15 protein-coding genes are annotated in these 22,403 nt (G+C 57.9%); 7 read left to right on the plus strand and 8 right to left on the minus strand.

Translation table 11 applies throughout. The features are described from left to right. Positions 1-229 precede the first annotated feature (229 nt). Entirely contained in the window at positions 230-502 is a 273-nt protein-coding gene (locus tag G3N58_RS08890; protein WP_205998958.1) for a hypothetical protein, read from the plus strand. A 76-nt stretch (positions 503-578) separates the two neighbouring features. Here the strand turns inward: G3N58_RS08890 and G3N58_RS08895 are convergent, their stop codons facing one another. The 3 genes from G3N58_RS08895 to G3N58_RS08905 form a co-directional block, all read right to left on the minus strand. After that, positions 579-2,246, minus strand: a complete 1,668-nt coding sequence (locus tag G3N58_RS08895) for a Na+/H+ antiporter (protein WP_205998959.1) — start codon at positions 2,244-2,246, stop codon at positions 579-581. Between the two features lie 104 nt (positions 2,247-2,350). Next, on the minus strand, positions 2,351-3,925 hold the full coding sequence (locus G3N58_RS08900; protein ID WP_346778253.1) for a mechanosensitive ion channel domain-containing protein: 1,575 nt from the start codon (positions 3,923-3,925) through the stop codon (positions 2,351-2,353). 215 nt (positions 3,926-4,140) lie between these two features. Further along, a complete protein-coding gene (locus tag G3N58_RS08905) occupies positions 4,141-5,241 on the minus strand; it encodes a linear amide C-N hydrolase (protein WP_205998961.1) in 1,101 nt (366 codons plus the stop codon). 579 nt (positions 5,242-5,820) lie between these two features. Here G3N58_RS08905 and G3N58_RS08910 point away from each other — a divergent pair. The 5 genes from G3N58_RS08910 (at position 5,821) to G3N58_RS08930 (ending at position 12,092) form a co-directional block, all read left to right on the plus strand. After that, on the plus strand, positions 5,821-6,027 hold the full coding sequence (locus G3N58_RS08910; RefSeq protein ID WP_205998962.1) for a hypothetical protein: 207 nt from the start codon (positions 5,821-5,823) through the stop codon (positions 6,025-6,027). Positions 6,028-6,599: 572 nt separating this feature from the next. Continuing rightward, positions 6,600-7,175 (plus strand): type 1 fimbrial protein, encoded by a 576-nt coding sequence (locus G3N58_RS08915; protein WP_241017043.1) that lies wholly within the window; start codon positions 6,600-6,602, stop codon positions 7,173-7,175. Positions 7,176-7,285: 110 nt separating this feature from the next. Next, positions 7,286-8,461 carry a fimbrial protein gene (locus tag G3N58_RS08920; RefSeq protein ID WP_205998963.1) on the plus strand — a complete coding sequence of 392 codons (1,176 nt, stop codon included), beginning with the start codon at positions 7,286-7,288 and terminating at the stop codon, positions 8,459-8,461. A gap of 121 nt (positions 8,462-8,582) precedes the next feature. Next, on the plus strand, positions 8,583-9,320 hold the full coding sequence (locus G3N58_RS08925) for a molecular chaperone (RefSeq protein WP_205998964.1): 738 nt from the start codon (positions 8,583-8,585) through the stop codon (positions 9,318-9,320). Positions 9,321-9,464: 144 nt separating this feature from the next. After that, a complete protein-coding gene (locus tag G3N58_RS08930; RefSeq protein WP_205998965.1) occupies positions 9,465-12,092 on the plus strand; it encodes a fimbria/pilus outer membrane usher protein in 2,628 nt (875 codons plus the stop codon). A gap of 230 nt (positions 12,093-12,322) precedes the next feature. Here G3N58_RS08930 and G3N58_RS08935 read toward each other — a convergent pair whose 3' ends face one another. The 3 genes from G3N58_RS08935 to G3N58_RS08945 all read right to left on the minus strand — a co-directional run bounded on the left by G3N58_RS08935 (position 12,323) and on the right by G3N58_RS08945 (position 19,281). Continuing rightward, positions 12,323-12,619 (minus strand): hypothetical protein, encoded by a 297-nt coding sequence (locus G3N58_RS08935; RefSeq protein ID WP_205998966.1) that lies wholly within the window; start codon positions 12,617-12,619, stop codon positions 12,323-12,325. Positions 12,620-12,710: 91 nt separating this feature from the next. Beyond that, positions 12,711-16,214, minus strand: a complete 3,504-nt coding sequence (locus G3N58_RS34625; RefSeq protein WP_205998967.1) for an ATP-binding protein — start codon at positions 16,212-16,214, stop codon at positions 12,711-12,713. A 271-nt stretch (positions 16,215-16,485) separates the two neighbouring features. Further along, complete coding sequence (locus tag G3N58_RS08945) at positions 16,486-19,281, minus strand: ATP-binding protein (protein WP_205998968.1); 2,796 nt, start codon at positions 19,279-19,281, stop codon at positions 16,486-16,488. 242 nt (positions 19,282-19,523) lie between these two features. Here G3N58_RS08945 and G3N58_RS08950 point away from each other — a divergent pair, with 242 nt between their 5' ends. Beyond that, entirely contained in the window at positions 19,524-20,180 is a 657-nt protein-coding gene (locus G3N58_RS08950) for a response regulator transcription factor (protein ID WP_205998969.1), read from the plus strand. A gap of 70 nt (positions 20,181-20,250) precedes the next feature. Here the strand turns inward: G3N58_RS08950 and G3N58_RS08955 are convergent, their stop codons facing one another. After that, positions 20,251-21,486: an EAL domain-containing protein gene (locus tag G3N58_RS08955; protein WP_205998970.1), complete on the minus strand. Its 1,236-nt coding sequence runs from the start codon at positions 21,484-21,486 to the stop codon at positions 20,251-20,253. A 235-nt stretch (positions 21,487-21,721) separates the two neighbouring features. Then, the gene (locus G3N58_RS08960; protein ID WP_205998971.1) at positions 21,722-22,402 is read right to left on the minus strand and encodes a response regulator transcription factor; all 681 of its coding nucleotides are present in this window, start codon (positions 22,400-22,402) and stop codon (positions 21,722-21,724) included. Position 22,403: the final 1 nt, after the last annotated feature.

Here is a 22,403-nt window from a genome sequence, read left to right on the forward strand (position 1 = left end):
CATCCGCACCTCGTCAAAAAATGCAGGAATTACGCGTTAATATGCCTGCTTCCTGCAATTCCCTCAACCCCATTCAGAGCGCAAAGCCTTGCACCATAAGGCTTCGAGGATTGTTCAGGCTCGACTACCAAGGCAAAGTGATGCTTCATCTTGGAGGTGTCATTTCGTGACACCTTTTGGAGTGTGCATTTATTAAATTGAATATGCCTAAAGCGTTATGAAATCACTCGTGGATCTTTTGCTGCTGTTCGCGATTGTTGTTTTTTTTCTCAGAGCGGCATATCGCAAATCGACCCGCGCCGACCGGGTTGCAGAGGCAATTCCAACGCTGGCGCAGTATCTACAGAAGAATCCGCAGTGCAAAACGAGGCGTGGAATTCAGTGCATTGTTTGCAATTCAATGAGCATCAGAAACTGGGGCTATGAAGATGCGCACGATTCACGTCGCCTTTTCAAATGCAATCAGTGCAATACCACGCTCTACCGTACTGAAGACTGGTGATGAGGTGGTCGATAGACCAATTCTGGTCCTATGTGCAGGCGTCTAGCGCAAGTGCTGTGGTGTCCAGCCGATTGATCTAGTAGCCGTGGGGCTCAGTACCCGCGGATCCGAGTAGCGACGTCTCCTGCAGATCCAGCCACATCACGTGCTCACGAGCCAAAGTATCGGAGATGCGATGTCGCTTTGCCAGACGATACACGGCTTGTCGTGACGCCCCGATAGCTGCAAGTTGCATCTGACGTTCGATCGTGCGCTCTCTGGCAAACGTTTCGGCTGAGTGTTCTGTGGCATCTTGACCTGCCTGGCGTTGAAACTTCGCCAACAGGCTTTCTGTCACACTTGCACACAGGGCTGAGTCCTCGGGATGCTCGGTGATGAGACGCTGACGTGTTGCTACCACGCTCGCAGACGCCGCTTCAAGCATGGCAGCCCGCACGAGTTCTCGTTCGTGCGATACCGGGTCCGCAGCCGTGGAACTCATGCTCCGCAGCAGCGGCGGCAAGCTTATGCTTGCAACGATCAGTGAAAGCAATAACACGATGGCTGCCAAACAGATAGCAAGTTCGCGAGCAGGAAATGGAGTGCCATCAAGCAATGTAAGAGGTAGCGCCATGACGCCTGCCAGCGTGATAGAGCCCCGTGCACCCGCCAGGGACATCGCGAGGATGAGGCGTCTGCTCACCTTTGCCCGAGGCTTGCCGCGGCGCTTTCCTATAAACTCCTCCAGCTTCAAAGAAATAACCACCCAGACCAGCCGAGTCAAAATCAAGCCCAGGTAAATCACCGCGGCATATACGGGCAACCAATACAATTGTTCAGGCCGCCCGCTTTCCTTTGCCGCCAGGGCAAGGTTGCCTAACAGTGCCGGCAATTGCTCTCCGAGCAGTACAAACATCATCCCGTTCAGGGTGAATTGCACGATTGTCCATATCGTTTGACGATTGACCCGGCCCGTTGCCGGCAGCCGGCCCGACATCTCGACATAACTCATGCAGATGCCTGCCGCGACTGCTGCCAGAATTCCAGATGCTCCGGCCCGCTCGGCAATGGAATAAACGACAAACGGCATAACCAGGCTCAGCAGTACATCGCTGCCCGGCTCGACCCCAAATCGCCGTTGGATAACCCCTTTCGTGTACATCAGAATCGCGGTAACACTGACTCCTATGGCGATACCTGCTGAGGAAATCCACAAGAACGATAACGTCGCGTCCGAAAGCGAAAACGCGCCTGTCACAGCCGCCACAACAGCAAAGCGAAAGGCGACCAGACTGCTGGCATCATTAAAGAGCGCCTCTCCTTCCAATATGGTCATCATCTTTCGCGGGATGGGCACCCGGCGGGCAATCGCCCCGACTGCCACTGGGTCCGTGGGCGAGAGGATGGCCGCAATGGCAAATGCAACAGGCAGAGGTATCGAAGGAATCATCCAGTGAATGAGATACCCCGTACCAACTACCGTTAGCAACACCAAGCCGATAGCCAGTTGAAGAATTGATGAGACTTCGCGTAATGCCGCAACCTTCGAAACTCGCCATCCATCCAAGAACAGCAACGGCGGCAGGAACAACAGGAAAAAAATCTCCGGCTCAATCTGCACTCCGCGCTCGAACACCGCTGCGATTAGCACGCCGAGAGCTATCTGCAGGAACGGTATCGGAATAGAGATAGGTAGTACACGTACCACGATGCCGCTTAGCATGACTGCGGCCAGCATGGCGATGATGATCGTAAAGGTATCCATTAGGCTTTCTTGGCTGGCATCAACACGCCGGCCCCCATCACGTTGAGAATTTAAAAACCGCTATGCAGGGGATTCATCAATTGAGAGGTCGAAATAAAAAATACCTAAGAGGTGGATTCAGTCATCGTAGCGAGCACGGGTCTGGCAAGCGGGATATCCAATTCTTCAATCAATTCGAGTATCTGCAAAAGCAAGGCCTCCTGTATCTCGAGAAACGTCGTATAGTCTTTGGTCAAGACATAGGCTCGCAAATCTACATCGATATGGCCGACCGCGATGCCCACACAACGAACCCGTGGCCACCCGTCCGATTTCTCAATCGTTTCTTCAGCAGCGGCCAGACGCCGTATGCCCTCAAGTAGCTGACGGAGTTGATCGACAGAAGTATCGAGTTGCACCGAAAATCTTTGCGCTACCAGGCATTTGTTGCGTCGGGTGAGATTCTCGATCTTCATTTTGGCAAGATCGCCATTGGGCATCGTGACGAACGTCCCGTCCAGCGCACGAATTCGAGTGGACCGGGTTCCCACCGTTTCAACCGTTCCCAGTGCATTATTAAAGCTGATGGTGTCGCCGATGCGAAAGGGTCTGTCCGCGAACAACGCGATACCTCCGAAGAGGTTTTCGATCGTTGATTGCGCGGCCAGTGCAAGGGCAATACCGCCGACGCCAATGCCGGTAACGAGGCCATACGCGGGGATGCCAATTTCGTTGGCACCGTAAATGAGAAAGCCTCCTGCAAGACAGATCGCGGCAATGCGTGCAGTCAGACGAAGCAGATGGCTATCGAGGGTATTCCCTGCAATTCCAGGCTTACTAATGACGAGGTCGGCTAACAGGAGGCAACCGATCCATGCTGCCCAGGCCGCCAACCCATACCAAATCGCTGTGGCAAGCAGGCCCTCCCCCATTGCAAGAAGCCCCGCAGGGTTGATATGGGCGATGAGGAGTTGCACGCTCAAGTAATAGATGCTCAGGAACATAGTAGGCAATGTAAAGTGCCAAGCCAGTTTCTTTACATTGCTTGCGTGACGGCTCTGAGTCTGAACCACACGAACCCAACCGTAGGCAAGTGCCAACATCAATACCACAACACACGCTATCGCGATAAATTTCCAAATAGGGGTATTAAGATAATCCGCCTTCAGTGAGTCGGGGATGTGCTTTCCAAGCCAATCAGGGATAAAGGGTCCCGTGGCATTGATATACTCCAGGTGGAACAATGGGTAATGCCGGGGATGGAGTACCGGTAGATGCTGCATCCGGATATAGTCGTCGGCGAGAGCATCGATGCTATTAGTCGTGACGAGATAGGCGCCCGTATTGGGACCGCTCGTAACGCGAGCAATCTGGATATCGGTGCCAGGGATTTCCCAACTGGCAGGCAGGCCTTTTTCACCGGCGACCACCCCGGGTATTTTTGTCAGATCGGGGGCAGGCAGTCTGATCAGGATATCAGCAAGATAGGTAAGTGCTTCGTCGCCGACCTTGACTCGGCTGGCCTCCGGCACGGCGCTCAAATCAAGGAGCGTGCGCAAGCGTCGGAATTCATAACGAAGTTCGCGAAGATTGCCGAACGTTTTGTCGTTGGTATAGGCTCGATACAGGCTTTCGAGTCGCTTCGCGCCGGAGATCAGAGAACCGTACGTCTCGCTGGGACTGGAGCGATTGATAAGCACCAACGGGCTTTCGTCTTGAGCCCATATCGGAAAAGCCACGAGCAAAAGGCCGACCAAAAGACATACACGTCCGAGCAGGCATGCTATCCCGGTGCGACAACTCTTCACACTGACCATCTGCCCTTCCTTTTCTCGTTATTGCCTACGTTGTTAATTCCTGAGCATATTGCTCATTTATTGATTTTGCATTACTCACTTCACTGCAAATGCGGTGTTCATCGTCCAACGAGTTTAGAAAGAGAACTGTAAGAACTCGATAGCACGTGCGTCATTGGAACAGTCTTAAACGCGTCCAAATCCTGGCACAAAGCTTGAATATCAAAGCTCGTATAATTCATTCCATCGCTCCCTCGCACAAAGAATCTCTTTCCCTCAAGATCTGAGATACTCGTCCAAGAGGTGAACTCAGTTGGAATGCCTGTAAGAGCATGATCTTGTATGTTCAGATGATCACTCCCTTGATTCGGGGAGTCAACAGTGATGCCTCGCGGGCGATCAAAATTGTTCATAATATGCGCGACCATCTGAACCGATTTTTCCGGATCCACTTGTTTTTCTGCAAAAGCAGCATAAAACACTGCGCGAATGAAACGGTCGACTGAAGTGTCGGTGGCGGGCAGGCCTATTTTGGCAATGCCGGAGCCAAATTGTGCGGCTTCATAGTTTCCGAATTTGGCTTTGGAGTGGTCAATATTGGTCAGAAAGGTATAGTTGTTCAGATTCGTTAGGTGCCAGGGGAATTGGGGGGAATTGGTCATCACGCCCACCGGATTGTCATAAATCTCCCTGACTCCATGATGAAACTCAATCACTATGCTTTTTCCCGAGGCATCGTGAACAGCATAATGAAATGGCATTCTCAAGCCGCCCAAAATTGGCACAGCGTCCGGAATCACCTTCAAGCCAGTCAGTGCAGCCTTGACTTCATCGACATTTGAAAACTGACTTAAAACCCAGGCGCCAAGGTCTATGGCAGACAGCACGTTACATTTGGGTTCAGCCTCAGGAGCCGAGCCCGCGGCGTCAGGATAGGATTGGACACTGAAGGTGAGGCCGACACTATTCATACCCTCAATGACTTTGAGATCTGTGGCATCGCCAAGCTTTCCAGGCACAGGCGCCGTTGCGGGCATGGTGATGGCAAGGAATGGGTATTGGACATTCCAGGAAAGCGGGGAAAAGCCGTCAATGGAAGAAAACAACGGAAGCGACTTAGGAAAGAACGATATTTGATAGGGAAGCTCTATGCTTAGCTCTAACGTTCGTCCGAGATAGGCGCGCTTGGCTGCATCCAAATAAAGAAGAGAGGTGCACATAACCGTCCTTTCAAACGAAGGCTTTCTTTAGAGATTAATGAATTAGACAATAAATCCGCATTTCTTCACTCTTACGCTTTTGGGTATGGGTTGGCAAACCTGAGCGAGCCATCGGCGTGCGCTAGGGCCTGCGGGAGCCTGTGCCTTGGGAGCGTGACGTTGCAAATGCGGCACAGGTGTCGGCATGGCTAGGTTACGCACGCTTTGACTGAAGCACAACGCTTCGAGCCCAAGCTGCGACAGGCTGTCTTGATGCCACGGCTTCTCGTACTGCAGGACAAACGCCGCAACTTAGTCTGCGGCAACATCAGGCGGGCAATTTCCTCGCGGTCGCCACGGCTACTGTGATCGAGTTCGTCACGTTCGGCTTGTCGCGTCTGAACTACTTCCCATTGCCCGGCGAACAGTGCCATCAGAGCACTGATATCGCCGAGAGGGTGAGTGGCAGGTAGCATCCCCCCTTATTCTATCGGCGGAGACATTGCGTGAGAATCTTCGTCTGGTGCTGTGCGCGTGAAAGTGTCGCGTACTTGGCGTCCCGCTGCCTGGTTTATCGTCAACGCCACAAGGAAGCAGCCAATGCCGACTTCCGCCTACCAGCCTCCCCACGCGCGCCAGTTGCACCGCCTGCATAAACAACGTCTTGAACTCGGCCAGATGCAATTGGTGGAACTCTCGGTTTGTTTTGTGCACCGGAAAATTGCCCCCCCCCAAAACACCGGAATCTCCACATCCATCTCCAGCTGTCGGGTGATCTTGCGCGACGAACACACCGTCATGGCGTAGCCATACATACGCTAAAACCGTCAACAGCATCGACGGATCATACGACTGGCGCCTGGCGCCCTTCACGCGTGTCCATGAGACACCGATAGATTTGGATCGCGTCACAACCGCATCGTTCGCGCCCATGGAAAATGCTCCTCAGGCAGCCAGTCCTTCAGTGACGGTCAGCAATGGAAATTGATTGGAATTCTACGGTTTGTGGATCGTCGGCGTGACCCGCTTTAACTCAGCCTAATCCTACCGCCCACGCTCCTGGCGGTGGCACACCAGGCAACTTGGCTACCGTCGCGCGCGGCGAACGGCCGAAATTACTGTCGCACGTAGTGCAAGGCGGATTGGCGATGGCGCTTGAGTTGAACAGGTGGATGAGACGTGTCCACTTTCCAGTCATGTGGCCATTTTTCGTACCAATACGATCTATTTCTCAGAAATCTCGTACCAGTCAATAACGAAAATCAGCCGTTAATTCCTAGAATTTCGGTACCCGCTCATAAATCGGGTTGACGTTCTCAACAAGGAAGTTTTCCTGGTTGGGAAGATTCATTAATTCTAATCAGGTCCAAATTTATCCAATGAAAAATCACCTTATCGCCCTCGCTGTCCTTTCCGCAATGGGGATGACCGCAGCGCACGCGGCTCCCGTTGTTGGCGCGACCGGCCTCATCAAGTTCACCGGCCGCATCAATGCCAACGCCTGCACCGTTGCGAGCAACAGCGCCAACGTCAGCAGCAACGGCGGGAGCATCACCGTCGACATGGGTTCCGTGGCAATCAACGACCTGGGCACCGAAGCGCAACCCGCCTCCGGCACCGTCTCCGGTCAGCTGACCCAGCCTCTGACTCTGGAACTGACCTGCTCGGCTGGCACCGAAGTGGCCCTCAAGCTGACGCGCCAGGTTGCTGCGGGCAAGGGCATCGGCCTGCAACCGGGCGGCGCCCAGAACGTGCAGGTCATGCTGATCAATGACAACACCGGTACCCCGCTGGACTTCACGAGCGGCTCGGTCGCCCTGGCTGGTGACCTCGTCGGGGGTTACACCTCCTTCCCGCTGAAGGCTTACTACGCCATGGCCGCAGGCAAGGCCGCCACCGACGTGGTGACCGGTGTTGCCAACGCCACCGTGAACTACGAGCTGACCTACGAGTAAGCCGTAAACGACTCGCCTTTCAATCACTACTGCGAGGCGGGTCACGCACACCGCCGTCGGTTTGGCGGCGGATGTGTCACTTTTCCCCTGTTGTCGCCGAGGACATCCGTTTGTTCAATACCATGATTACAGCACTAATCCAAAAGTTCTTCGGTGGCAAGCCAGTAGTCCGCGCCGCATCCCTGGTATTTGCGGGCTGTCTCGCCTGGTCTTCTCAGGCAACGGCTGCGTCGACTTGCAGTAGTCAGGCTGCTTGGGGTGGTATGACCGCGTGGACTATCAAACCTCTAACGGAGAAGGTGACCGCCGGAATGGTGTTGGCCACAGCCAATGCGGCATCCCATACTTTCATCTTGAATCCTACAGAGGGCGAGTTGTTTAGGTCGGTCAGCTCCTGGTTTGGGACAAAGCCCGAATCGGAGTTCCAGACCATTCCTCTGAGAGGTGCCGCTGGCGTCGGATTGAGGGTCACGTGGGAGGCCGCGACTTCGTCGGGCGGCATTAAAGACATGACGACTGTAGATCCTGGTACGGTCATTGCGGGCCAACCAATCACAACAATGTCAGGGAAGTTGGACGGATCGGCATCCGACGTACTGTATGCCGACACCTTCAAGTTTGAATTGGTGGTGACTGATCCCGCTCTCTACGTCGGCGGCGACAAGACGCTTTCTACGGAGTCGTTTTTCTTTTATTGGACAGGCTTTGGAGAGGCCACATTCCCTGATGATCCCAACGGCACGGGTTGCATCGTCTCTATGGCCACACTGCCTCCTGGGGCCTTGGCCAATATTAAGCTGCCATACGAACCCGTTCCCACCTGCGAGTTCGATACTGCGGCGTTGAACCAGACTGTTCCGCTGTTGCCGATTGTGAGTGCTTCCGTAGCGCGTAGCAACGCCAGCCGATCTGCTGGCGCTGAAGGGGAAATGGGATTCACCCTCTCAGCGAGGAATTGTGACGCCGGCGCGAAGTTCAGCCTCTATTTCACGGATGCTCTGTCCGAAGGCAGTGAGCGGGACTACCTGCAGCAGGCCAATGACTCGAACGTCGGTATACGTATCTACTACGGAAACTCCACGACTCCGGTCGAATTCGGCCCCGCACCCGTCGGCAGCACGCTTCCCTCTCGAGCTCCCATCTCGCTGGGCGACAAGAGCGTGCCGGTAGGTGCCACTTACGATCTTCCTTTCACTGCTCAATACGTGCGGCTGCCGGACATGGAAGGAGGAGCCTCCGTCGGCGAGGTGAGCGCGAAGGCAAAGGTCACGGTCGTGTATCTGTGACTCTCGGGCAGCCGTGCTGCAAGCGAAGGGCACACGCCGGATTTCTGAAATTTCGTATGACTAATTTAACCCGCCTGTCCTGCCCCACCGCATTTCAGGAAAGGCGACATAGGAGGACAGCATGCCTATCTCAACCATCCTTCGGTATTTGTCCGCACTCGTGACTGCCGCCACTTTGACGTGGAGCGCAAGTGCAAACGCGTCGATAACGCTCAGTGGTACCCGGCTTGTCTTTGACGGCAAATATAAGGAAGCCTCGCTTGCCGTACGCAATGGGAACTCCAACATCTTGGTGCAAGCATGGATCGAAAGCAACACGCCCAATGACGAGGGCGAGTTGCCGCTTGCCGTGACACCGGCTCTGGCGAAGATGCGTCCTGACGGACAGCAGCTATTACGCGTGTTGTATGCAGGCGGCAAGAACGCATTGCCGCAGGACAAAGAGTCCGTGTTCTGGCTCAACGTGCAGGAAATACCGGAGGGCACAAATTCTGCGGGCTCGTTGCAGGTGGCGGTGCTTCAGCGCATCAAGGTATTTTTCCGTCCGAAGGGCCTGGCAGGCAATGTCGCAGATGCCCCCGGCGCGCTGACATGGAGCATTGCTCGCGAATCCGGCAAACCAATGCTGCAGATCACCAACCCGACCGCTTATCACGTCTCATTGAGCAACATCTCCGTCGGGGCCGGCAAGCGCCTACCTGCCACCATGATCGCACCGGGCGAAACCGTCCGCCTGCCGTTCGATGGAGCGGGTTCGAAACTGACTTTTTCGAGCATCAACGACTATGGCGGCGCCGACAAGTTCGAAGCCACGCTCTCCGACAGCAGCCCCGTCACGGCCCAAGCCGTGATCTCGTAATTTTTGACGGTTTAGGTACTGCCATACGGCCCTGCCGCGCAAACCTGCTTCGCACCAATCCCAATATCGTTCGCCTGGCGCGATCCGGATCTTCCGGATCGGCCGGCTAGTACTCGGCTGCGCAAGCCGCTGGCGACAAGTTTTATGAAAACAACCAAGCGATACTCCTGCAGCCGCGCCGCCGCGCTTAGCGCATTGGCCCTGGGCCTGCCGATCGGCGCGCAATCTGCGGAGAGCACCGAACCGCTGCGCGACCAGAAGAAAGTTGTCCTGGCGTCGGCGAATACGCAACAGCCATACAGCCTTGCTTTCATGAACGGGCTGCGTGCTCCGGTGGACGTCAAAAACCTGCTGTCGGGCAGCGATGTGCTGCCCGGCACCTATCGGGTGGACCTGTACCTGAATTCGACGTTCGCCGGTCGTCGCGATATCACCTTCCTGCAGGATGATGCGGGCGGTGAGCCTTGGCCTTGCTTTTCGATCGATATGTTGCAACAACTCGGCGTGTCTTCGGAGAAGATCGAGGTCGATGGTAAGCCGCTGCGTCCGGTGCAATGCTACCGGCTGGGCGAGCTCATCCTTGATGCCAAGGTCATCTACGATCCGGCCAGTCTGCGGCTGAACATCAGCATGCCGCAGATCTACCTGAATGCGGCTCGACGTGGCTATATCGACCCTGCGCTGTGGGAAGACGGCGTGCCCGTGGCATTTGTGAACTACAACGCCAGCACCATGCACAACTTTTCATCGTCCAGGGGCGCGTCTTCCTCGCAGCAGACTAACGTGAGCCTGCGCATGGGCGCCAACCTGGGGCCGTGGCGCCTGCGCAATAACTCGTTCGTCTCCTCGGGCGGGTATCAAGGTACCCAGTTCACCAGTCAGAACACGTACGTTCAGCGCGGGTTCAGCGGTATCAAGAGTCAACTTGCGCTGGGCGAGACCTACACACGGTCCGCGCTGTTTGATAGCGTGCGCTTCCTGGGCGTCACCATGGGGTCCGACGAAGCCATGCGCCCGGATAGCGAACAGGGCTACGCGCCCGTGATCCGCGGCACGGCCGAATCCAATGCGACGATCGAGGTCCGGCAGAATGGCTTCCTTATCTACACGACGACGGTGGCGCCAGGTCCGTTCGAGATCACCGACCTTGCTCCGTCAGGTTCCAATGGCGATCTGGAGATAACCGTCATCGAGGCCGACGGACGCCGCCGCGTGACGCGCCAGGCGTTCTCCAGCCCCCCGCTGATGGTGCGCGAAGGCCGCATCACGTATGACGCCGCCGTCGGGCAGTACCGCGAAGCCTATCGTGGCACCGATCGGCCTATGTTTGCCAGCGGCTCCATGCTTTATGGCCTGACCGGAAACCTCACCCTGGCAGGCGGCGCCCAGCTCTCACAGGGCTATCAGGCTCTGTCCACGGGAGTGGGGCTGAACACGAGTGCGGGCGCGATATCCCTGGATGCGACACATGCGCGTAGCGATGCAGCCGGCGACAAGGCCTCTGGCACGCGGTGGAATCTGCGCTATCAGAAGTTCATCGAAGCCACGAACACGAACGTATCCGTCAATTACCAACAGTCGTTCAGTCAGGGGTTCCGCAGCCTGGCCGACCACGTTCAGGCGGGCAGCATGATCGATGATCGCTACCGCTACTTCGCGAGCGCTGCCCAGGTGAAATCGCGCGTGGACGGCTACATGTCGCAGAACTTGGGCAGCAGCAGCCGTTACGGCAATCTGTACCTGAGCGGATCGCACTCTCGCCTGTGGGACGATTCACAATCCAGCAGCCTTACCGTCGGATATAGCAATTCCATCGGCCCCGTGAGCTACAACCTGGGCTACACGCATTCTCGCAACGTCAGTTCGCAGGTTTCCCGGCAGCGCTACTCCGACGACGTTGTGTCGTTGTCGCTGTCGTTCCCGCTGGGACGTGGCAGCAATGCGCCCCAGGGCTACACAGCGCTGAACCGGCAGTCGTCCGGGACTTCGGTACAGGCCGGGGTGACAGGCCGCCTACCGACCGAGCAGGACATCAGCTATTCCCTGGCAAGCGGCCGAGACGTCGATGGCGACGCCAGCGGATCAGCGGCGATCAGCACGACCACGTCCGTGGGACGTCTTAGTGCGTCGTACAGCCAAGGCAACCAGTTCCGCTCGGGCACGCTATCGGCCAACGGGTCGCTGGTCGTGCATGAAGGCGGCGTGAACCTGGGGCAGTCGCTCAGCGATACCTTCGCGCTGGCCAAGGTGGATCCGCCCGTGGCGGGCATTGCGGCATCCAGCTATTCGGGCGTGACGACGGGAAGCAATGGCTACGCCATCGTGCCTTCGGCAATGCCCTTCCGGGGAAACTGGATACAGATTAGTGCACGCGACGTAGATACCGACATTGAGTTCGACAACGCCACCCAGAAGGTCGTCCCCACGCGAGGCGCAGCGGCGCTGGCGACCTTCAAGGCCGACACTGGTCGCCGCGTCCAGTTCGAGATCGTGCAGGCGGACGGCCAGCCCATTCCGTTCGGCGCTACGGTCGACAGCGTCGATGGCACGCGCCTTGGCATTACGGATCCGCGTGGTCGCGCACTCACGATGATTACGGATGGTAAGGATTCGGGCAAGCTCACTGTCCGTTGGGCGCAGTCAGTGTGCGAAGTCCCATATACCCTACCTGCCCGCGAAGGCGGCGAGTATTACCTGCGAATCCCCGTGACCTGCGATCCTTCGGCGCCCGCGCTTCGTCGGGATAAGCCTGCTGCTAGCGACGTCGGCTAACGCAGTCGGTTATTGGGGTGAAAGTATCGGGGGCGGTCGCTTGTCGACCGCAGTCAAGAGTCCTGAGCATACCTAAACGATGGTCAGGCCAATGCAATGCGAGTCTTAATTCTTTGACGTCACACAGGGGGTGATGTATGGGTGAGATAGGTTAGAAGATGAACAGATTTGATGTGGTCCTCTTGTTGCTAAGCACAGCGGCCTCCGAAAGGTTTGATCTTTTTCTTAGTTTATACGGCGCGTTGACTCGGGCGGGATTTCATACGTCGTTCGCCACGCATCCGATTGACCTGCGCAAGCCGAACACGCGATTGCGCGTCGTAGTTGTCGATGGCAATGAACACGCACAGGATTTGGATCCTTTGCTGGTGACGCGTCAGTTGTGTGACCAGCATACGTTGCATCAACGTATCATTTACGTAGCGGGTACAACGCTTGGGGCTCTCAACCAGGGATGGAAAACCGGTGCGGATATGGTCGTGCGCGAGAATGTCCAGGGTGCTGTCCTGTGCGACTTGATAAGCCATCTAGTACGCAGTCCTTACCAAAGGACGATCCTCAGAAAGCGCAGCATCTCTGAGCATGTAAGAGAGCCCTGACAAGCGTTTTCACCGCTCGTTACGGTCGTACTTCCCGTGTGCAGCCCGCAGTTTCGGAAGGTTGTTGTCCATCTTGTAGCGAGGCTAGTAGCGTTTTCGCAAGTTCTGCCACGCTCTCCTGGCTGCCGTCCACTGGTGTGCTATCCAGCCGCTCGACGATCCGCTCGGCCTGTCTTGCCAGGTGAGGCGCTTCTCGCGTCGCTGTGCTCAATAGGGCATCGCACAGCGCTTCCACCGCATCTCCGCAAGCTCTTACTCCATGCTGCGAAATTGCCTGTGCTAAGACAGCACAGCGCTTAGCCACCTGTTCAAAGCCAAAGACGCGGCATGCGCCCTGGACGGAATGCAGTTCGGCCAGCAGGATCGGTGCGTCATCCCGGCGCGCACCTTCTAGCATTTTCTGCACCGCATCGAGGCAAGACTGCCTGTAGGTATGCCAGGTTTCTTCCGCCATCGGCCTGCCTCCCAGCAATCCGTCATCCGCCGTTCTGGATCCTGTCCAGCGCAGCCCGGCAACCTCGGCGAGCGCCTGCGCCAGATCCGTGAGAGATAGTGGTTTTCCCAGCACACGCGCCATACCGGCACGCTCACCTTCCTCGCGCTGCTGTGGCGTCACGTTGGCCGTTGCCGCCAATACCGGCATCCGGGGCCAGCGCTCGCGGGTCTGTCGAGCCAGCGCAAAACCATCTTGGCCGGGCATGGACAGGTCGGTGAGTAATACATCGAACGTCTCACGTTCCAGGCGCTCGAGCGCCTGTTCCGCATCCTCGACGGTGACGGCGTCACAACCGATCAGTCCAAGCTGCTCGGCGAACAGCCTGCGATTGACGGGGGAATCCTCCGCGACGAGCACCCGAAGGCGCTTGTCTAAGGTGACACTAGGCTGGTCCCGAACCGCTAATGCATGGCCCTGGAGCGCGTAGCGCAGTCCATTTACGAGCGCCCGCATGCCGTACGTGGTTGCGCTGACCAGGCGTCCGGACGCGACAGGCTGCGCGGGGCCGCCCTCTGTACAGTCGACGATCCAGGGTGCTTCTTCCACTACTCTGTTCTCATCATCGGGATGCCAGGTCTGACGATCGCCCCAGAACACCAGCACGCCAGCATCCTCAACGTCTTCGATCGCAATCAGCGCAGGATGGCCGTAGGTCGTCACCTGCAGTCCATAGGCGTTCAGCATGCGGGCGAGCGCCTCGCGCTGTTCTGCCGCGGCGGCGACTAGCAGGAGCTTTTCACCGTCAAAGCGTGGGGCATCGATCGCGTGGGCCGACACCCCGCGAGGCAACCGCAGCTCGAAGCGGCTGCCCGCACCCGCCTCGCTATGAGGCACCAGGCTCCCCCCCATGGCGTGGATCAGCCGCTGGCTCAGCGCTAGGCCCAATCCCGTGCCTCCAAACCGCCGGTTGATTGTCGCGTCCGCCTGGTTGAAATCCAGGAACAGGCGAGAAAGCTGTTCGGTGGTCATGCCTATACCGGTGTCCTCGACCTCAATGACCACCTGTGCGCGCGCATCATCACTCGACACACGTAGTATGACCTTTCCGGATTCGGTGAACTTGATCGCGTTGGAGAGCAGGTTATTCAGCACCTGCCTCAGACGCGCAGGGTCGCTCTGCATCGGGAAGGCGACCGCCTGGCCAAGGTCTCCCGCCAATTCCAGGCCTTTCGCCCGTGCCACCGGTGCGAACATCATCAGGGTCTCGGAAGCCAACTCCAGGATGTCGAACTGCAGGTCTTCCAATACCAGCTCGCCCGCTTCGATCTTCGAGAAGTCGAGCACATCGCTGACGACCGTGAGTAGGCCGTCGGAAGCACCGCGAATGATATTCAGACGGTCCCGCTGCAAGTCGTCCAGCGGCGAATACGCCAGGAGTTCCAGATTACCCAGCACGGCGTTCAAGGGGGTGCGGATTTCATGGCTCATCGCGGCGAGGAAAGCCGACTTGGCCGTGTTTGCGGACTCCGCTGCCAGCCGGGCGTCGTGCAGTTCCTGTTCCAGGCGCTTTTTTTCGGTCACGTCGGTGAACGCCGTGACCAGTACGTCCTGGTCCTGATAGCGAGCCCGCACCATGCTGACCGATAGATCTAATCGCTGGCCGTCGTGAGTCGAAAAGATCAGCTCGTCCCTGAGAACCGCAGGCGCGAGATCCCGCACGCCAGCCCGCGCGGGTTGACTCCCGCGCTCTTGATAATGCTGCAGAAGGGTCGACGAAAGATCGCTCCCGTCGTGGGCCACGCGTTTGGCGACATCTTCCATGGTAGGGCTGTGCAGGAGCGCGCCATCCCCATTCTGTGCGATGAGCCCCAGTCCGACAGGCGCGGTCTGAACCAGTGTGCGACTAAGCTGCTCGCTGTCGAAGACGCGCTGGGATTGGCGCACCGCCGGCACAAAAACACGCCGTTTTACCAACAGCAGGAGTAGCCAGGTTAGCGCAATGACAAACGTGGAGGTGGAAAGTGTCAAAATGACCTGAGAGCGGACGCCCGCCGCGATCTCGCGCCATGATAGCGCGTGGATAAGTGTCCATCCGGTGGATCCGAAAGGCCAGCTGCTCAGCTCGAAGCCGTTGGAAAATTTGCTCTCGGACGAGCCATGCAATCCGGAAGCCTGGGCCACGCGAAGCGCCTCCGACATGTCCCGGCCCGTTGTGTCGGGACATCGCACAATCTCGGAACCGTCGCCGGCGACGACCATACACGTCCCCGAGACGCCGCTCGACGGCAGGGTAGAGACCAACGCGGCGAGGGGCATTTCATAGACCAAGGTGCCGATGGGTTGACCATCGGCGGCCTGCAGTTGCGTTGCAACACGCACCGCTTGCTGGCCTGTGAGGGGACTCTCATACGGCGGCAGCCAACGCAGCTGCGGCACGCCGCCGACGCCCGCGGCAGTATGTGCAACCGAAATGGGCTTTCCTTGCGACGAACCGAGTGCGGCGAAAAGGCTTTTTCGATCGGCTGTGATCCGTTTTTGCCATTCGCTGCCGCCCCAGGGCAGCACGGACAGGATCAAGTATCGCTGATCGGCACTATACAGGTAGACGGCGAGATCGCCGCCGTTGCGGGCGGCGATCGCACCGGTAGCCAGGGCCATTCTGCTGGCCAGTATCACATAGCGCCAAGCCTCGCCAGCATTCGGGGCATCGTCGTTGCGGATGACGAGCAGGGGGGGGACGTCTTGGGTGGCTTGCACCCGCAACACACCGCTCGGCCCCGGCACCGGCTCGCCTTCCCCGTTGTCAGCTAATGCGCTATTCCACGCCGACTCCATGTTCTGGACGTTGTTGCGTACCGTTGCGACCGCCTGCGTTGTGAAGCGCAGGGACTGGCGCACATCGTTGGCAACTTTCTCCTTCGTGCTCGCCATGTACGCGTCGACTGACGCCACCACTTCAACGAGGCTCGCGCCAATGACCGCTGCGGTTATGGCTGCCCCGCCTCCCATGACCAGGATCTGCTGATATCGGCGCAAGCGGGCTAGGACGTTGCTGGAGTCAGTCGTCGGCATATCGGTTGTAGTCACTGCGGAGGCTCGCACGAGGGCAATGAACTGCGTTCGCGCGATTATGACGCGCCGCCACATCCTGGGGAAGGGGGGGCGCGGGCCACATACTGTGTCGAGAGTGGATGTTTCGCAAGGAATCCTATGAAAACTCCCACAGCGCGGCGTGACTACCAGTGCTCGATCGTGACCCTAGAGCGGATTGCTCAATCGCTCCACCGGTACTGGTGCGGCAGCACTGGGGGTTTCTACGATCTGAGTATTGCCAATAACGGCTCAGTCTATCGCGTCTTCATGGCGCGTTGCTCCGAATTCCTTCCGTGCCGGCGCCACCTGCGCACTCCAACCACTCTTCGATCGTGTCCAGCAATGGTCCTGCGGCAGTCAGATCGCCCTGCGCTGCGATACTCGCTTCGGCCTGGCTCGCAAATCTGCTCAATTCATACTCGCCGAAGACGGCGGGTATGCCGCGCAATGCATGCAATTCTGCAAGCAGCATGGGAATATTCGCCGCAGCCCTGCCTTGCTGGATCCTGCCCAGCGACGTTTCGCAGGCCTGGCCATAGATCTCCCGCAGATCTCCTCTGATGGGGTGGCCTCTCAGCGTTCCCCTCGAATGCACCTCCACATGCAGGGCCCGCTCACCGGTCACTTCGGACAACGCTCCGGCCAGGTCTTCGAGCGCCATCGGTTTACTCAACACGACGGAAATGCCGGATTGCCGGCACCGCGTCCGTTCCAGCGCTGTGACGTGCGCGCTGGCAGCTATGGTTGGCATAGTCGGCCAGCGCGCATGTGCCTGTTCCGCCAGCGCATAACCGTCCAGCTCTGGCAAGGTAAGGTCAGTCAGCAGAACGTCGAACGTGGCCTTTTCAAGGTTAGCCAACGCCTGCGAGCCGTCTGGCACGGCGACCGGATCACAGCCCAACATCCTCAATTGATCCTCCAGCAGCGCGCGGATTACGCCATAGTCCTCCACCACCAACACGCGCAACCGTCGCGCGAAAACTGGGTGTCTCAGGTCCGTGCCCGCCAGTGTCGCACCCTGCAATTTGTGACGCAGGGCATCAGCCAATCCCTTGAGACCGATGGTCGAGACGCGTAGCAAACGCCCTATGGCCAATGGGTCAGCGGGGCCGTCCTCGACGCAATCGATCACCCAAGTGGTTTCCTCGATCACCCGGTTCTCCGCGTCGGCGTCCCAGGCGGAACGTTCTCCCCAAAGCACGACGGCGTCAGCCGTCTCCAGCGCGTGGACTGTCACCTGGGCCGGATCCGCGAATGCATGCACACGCAGTCCCCAGGTGAGCAAAGCACGCTCGAGATGAGAACGCCAAGCGGCGCACGCGGATAGTAAAACGACATGCTGGCCGTCGAAGCGCGGGATACTTCCCACGCGCGCGCCGTGACTTAGCGGCAGGCTCAGCGCGAACACGCTGCCGTCGCCCGGCGCGCTGCGCGCCGACAGCGTTCCCCCCATGGCCTGTGTGAGCCGGTAGGTAAGCGCTAGGCCCAGGCCCGTGCCGCCAAAGCGGCGGTTAATCGTGGAATCCGCCTGGTTGAAGGGGCGAAACAATCTGGACTGCTGCTCAGGCGACATTCCAATTCCTGTATCTCGAACGTCAACAGTCAACATATTCTGTTCGCTATCGATGGATAGCTGGAGTGCAACCTCGCCCACTTCGGTGAATTTGACCGCGTTCGATAGCAGGTTGCTAATGATCTGGCTGAACCGCGTCGGATCCCCCGTCATCGGCAATTCTGTGACTTCTCCCAGCCATGCGTTCAGCACCAGCCCTTTGGCGCGGGCAACGGGCGCAAAGACCCTGATTGCGTTTGATACCACCTCCAGCACATCGAACTCGATCTCCTCCAGCCGCAGTTCCCCTGCTTCGATCTTGGAGAAGTCCAGGACGTCATCGACGATGGCCAGAAGGCCATCCGACGAGATACGTATCGTCCGCAGGCGGTCTCTCTGCACGGCGTCCAGCGACGAGTGCGAAAGCAACTCCAGATTGCCAAGCACGGCGTTTAGCGGTGTACGGATCTCATGGCTCATCGCCGCCAGGAAAGCCGACTTAGCCGCATTCGCAGAATCGGACGCCTGGCGAGCCTTACGCAATTGCTGGTCGAGCCGCCTCTTCGCGGTGACATCGGTAAAAGCAGTCACCAGGACGCTTTTGCCCAGGTATCGCACACGGACCATGCTCACCGACAGATCAAGGCCTGTGCGATCGTGTGTTTCGAATTGCAGGTCCTGGTTGAAGATTCCTTGCCGCCAGGTAACATCGTTGCGGGCGACGCGGGCCGAATATTGCTGCAGGCACGCGTCCGACAACGCATCCTCGGCAGGAGCGATGCGCCTGGCCAGTTCCGCCATGAGCTGGTTGCGCACCAGCACCTTGCCCGAATCAATCGAAATCAAGCCGAGGCCGACAGGAGCCGTGTCGATCAGCGCCTGGTTGAGCTTCTCGTTTTCGTAGACGCGACGTGACCATTCCAGCAACGGTCTAAACACGCGAAATTTTAGGGCGATCAATAGAATCCACATCATGCCCAGCGTGGGCAGGGTAATCATCAAATCTGCGAAAGCATCTTCGCTCGCGGCTGCGGCCAGGTTGCGGGAGTCATAGGTGTGGACTAGGGCCTGACCATCCGAGAGGCGTCTCGAAATCAGGAACAATCCGTCCTCGTATTCTTCTTGCGGCTCTGCCCCCGCATTGGATGCAAGCCTTTGCAGAGTCTGCTGCGACGGCGCGCCCTCCGCTACGTCACTTTGACCGGCCCTTGTAGCAATCGAGCCGTTGCGGCCGACAATCATCGCTATCCCCGGCGTTCCGCTGATCCTGGCCGGGTCGATTAGCCCCTGCTGCCCGTGTGCCCGAACCAGATCAAATTCCAGCGTGAACGCACGTCGCTGCGCCTCCACATAGGTGTCCAGATTGGACCATACGCCCAAACCGAGGATCAGCAATGCGATGAGGGAACTGATCAGTCCCCCGCCAAAAAGCAGGCGGCGCTGGAAGCGGCGAAGACGGGTGAGGATGCTGGGATTGCTGTCGATTACCACGCGTGCTGCGGAACCCATTTATAGTCCCGTCCTTGGATTAATTTGATGAAATTATGTTTACAGGTGGACAGTGATCAATAGTTCGCGGCATAGTTTCGTATAAATCCTATCGACTGCGGGTTTAATTTCGGACTGGAACGAAGCTATTGCTCGGATAGGGCACCGATCTTGTAATAATTCACACGGTTTTTCCCGGTTTGCGCTACATTTAAAATCGCCAGCTTTTTGCTCGATGACAATGGTTCGGACCGCCGCTAGCTATGAAGATCCACATTCTGCTCGCTGATGATCACCCCGCCGTGCTGTCGGGCGTCAAGCATGAACTGCAATCGGTTCCCACGCTCGTCGTTGAAGGGCTGGCGCGCGATTCCGGACAGCTCGTCCACCTGCTTGACACCGTGCCCTGCGACGTGCTGATTACCGACTACGCTATGCCAGGGGGCGCCAATGGAGACGGCATCGCCTTCATCTCCTACCTGAGACGCAACTATCCTGATCTAAAAATCGTGGTGTTCACCATGTGGGACAATCCGGCGATCACTCTCGAACTTGCCAAGCTGGGAGTGCATTCCGTGCTCGGCAAGGTCCAGGAGACCCGGCAGCTCATCTCGGCGATTCATGCGGTGTATGCTGGCGCGCAGTACTTCCCCCACGACCCGGCCAACGGCGCCTCGACCAGCCATGCTCGGGGTGCCCGTATCGGTCCTGACCTGACCAAACGCGAGATTGAAGTCGTTCGTATGTACGTATCCGGTTTGTCGATCAACGAAATTGCGGCGCAGTTGAACCGCTCCAAGCAGACGATCAGCTCCCAGAAATCCAGCGCGATGAGAAAACTCGGCATCGAACGTGATGCAGACCTGTTCCGATTCGGCTTCGACATGGGCGCCGTCACGGCTACGGAAGTGCCCACGTAATGCATGCTTTTGGCCAGAACCTGATGCTCGGGATTGGCCTGGCCGGTCTTTGGATGGCAACGCTGTCGCGTCAGTGCTCCACACCGCGCTGAGCTTTTGACTGGACCATGCGCAAATAGGCGTCGACCTCCATCGGTTTTCCCAGGCCATATCCTTGTCCGAGGATGCAGCCCATCGCTTGCAAGCGTGACGCCTGTTCGGCAGTCTCGACGCCTTCGGCAACCACTGACAACCCTAGCTCCCGGCCCAGGCCCAACGCCGCCGAAACCACGGCGTTTGCGGCGAGATCCGACGTCAACCGTTGGACAAATGAACGGTCAATCTTGATCTCGTCAAACGGCAGACGCGTCAGCCGGTCGAGCGAGGACGTGCCCGTGCCAAAGTCATCCATGCTTAGGCCAAAGCCGTGTGCGCGAAGCCGTTGCAACCCGCGATTTAGAGCCGTGTTGTCGGCAAGCGTTTCGTCCTCTGTGATTTCGACGGTAATCAGGTTGGGTGATACGCCCCACTGCAACGTCCGCGATTCCAGGCTGCTCACTGCATCCGGCAATGCAAGCGTCGACACCGATGCATTGACCGATATGCGCTTGAAGATTCCCATCCTCATCAATTGCGCCTGAACCCCCAGTACGCGCTCGGTCACCAGGTGAAACAGCATCGGTGCCATGGCGAGACGGGTAATCGCCGGCACGAAATGCGCGGGCGGGATCTCGCCCGCGCTGGGATGGCACCATCTCACCAAAGCTTCCGCGCCGACAATTCGGCCGGAGCTCAACTCGACCTGGGGTTGCAGGACGATTCGCATGTCCTGCGCGCCAAGCGCCATGATGAGTTCGTCATCGGTATAACGCGACACCAAGGCCTTGTGCGGCGCCGGTAATTGAGGCCGCTCAGCGCAGCGCAAAAAAGCCTGCGCCATGTCCTCCCCGTCCGGCGCTATCTCAATCACCGCCCCTGCCGCGCGCAGACCGGCCGCATATGTGTCTAGCGCACGTCTCGGTAGGTCGCTGATCCAAAGCACCGTCGGCATGCCGTCAATGCGATGCTTCCTCGCATCGTCGAGCAATCGGGCCGGGACGAGTAGTCCCTCGTACTCTGCACCGGTAACCTCGCATATCACCAGATCAATGTCGCCTCCGCGCACTGCCGCAGTCAGACCGTTCAGATCCAGGCTTTGCAGCGAACGAAGCGTTCCCTGCTCCATCAAGGCGTTTAATGTGTGCGACGCGCCGTGCAAGGGGCCGAGGGTGATCGCGTTCAAGCCTGAAGCACGGCCTGGCATGTAAGGAAGCGGGGATTGAATCATGGTGTATGTCTCGCAATTGACCATCGGGGGCTCAGCGGGCGCAGGATGTCGTGCCAGAGCGGAAGCGCGAATCTGCGCGGCCTTCGCACGAAGACCTGGCCGATGGACAGTGAAGGTAGTAAAGGGATGGGCACACAGGCGCTTTGCCGCCATCGCACCGGTCACATGCGCGGCACGGAACGATGTGCTCGTGGCATGGCTCGGAATGTCCCGCCCCAAAGAGCAGCCGGCACCCCTAACCCTCCTGCGTGACCGTCGACTCCTGACTGTCGTGATCGACCAGCGCGGCAGCGTCGCTCAACAGCCCGGTTTCGTGTGCAACGCGAAACAGTTCCACATCTCTCTTGATGCCAAGTTTTCGCATCGCGCTCGTCTTTTGGGAACTGATTGTCTGTTTGGAGCGGTTGAACTGCGCCGCAATTTCGTTGATCGACACGCCGGACATGTATAGGCGCATCACTTCTGCTTCGCGACGGGTTAGCTTCGAGAAGGCCTGCCCAATCAACGTAGCTGAGCGAAACTTGGGGGAGAAATAGGTCGCGCCGGCATATACGGAGTGAATCGCGGAAACAAGGTGCCCTAATGTGTCCGCTTTACTCAGCACCGAGTGCACACCGATCTTCACCATCTCCGCAACCATGGCGTGGTTGTCGATGGACGTAAACACGATAATTTTCAAACTGGGGTAAAGACGGCGGAGGAACATCAGCATCGCCATACCATCGCCGAAATTGCCGCCAGGCATAATGTAGTCAGTCACCAGCACGTCGCAATGCTTCTTTGCCAGCAGCTCGAACGTCTCCGTTGAATTGTTGGCGGTGCCCACGATGGAAATGGTGTGAAAGTCCGCGAGTTCGTGTTTGACACCCATGATCAACGCGGGATGATCATCTGCAATAATGAGGGAGATCTTCATG

The sequence above is a fragment of the Paraburkholderia sp. Ac-20342 genome, from assembly GCF_017104985.1.
Taxonomy (GTDB): Bacteria; Pseudomonadota; Gammaproteobacteria; order Burkholderiales; family Burkholderiaceae; genus Paraburkholderia.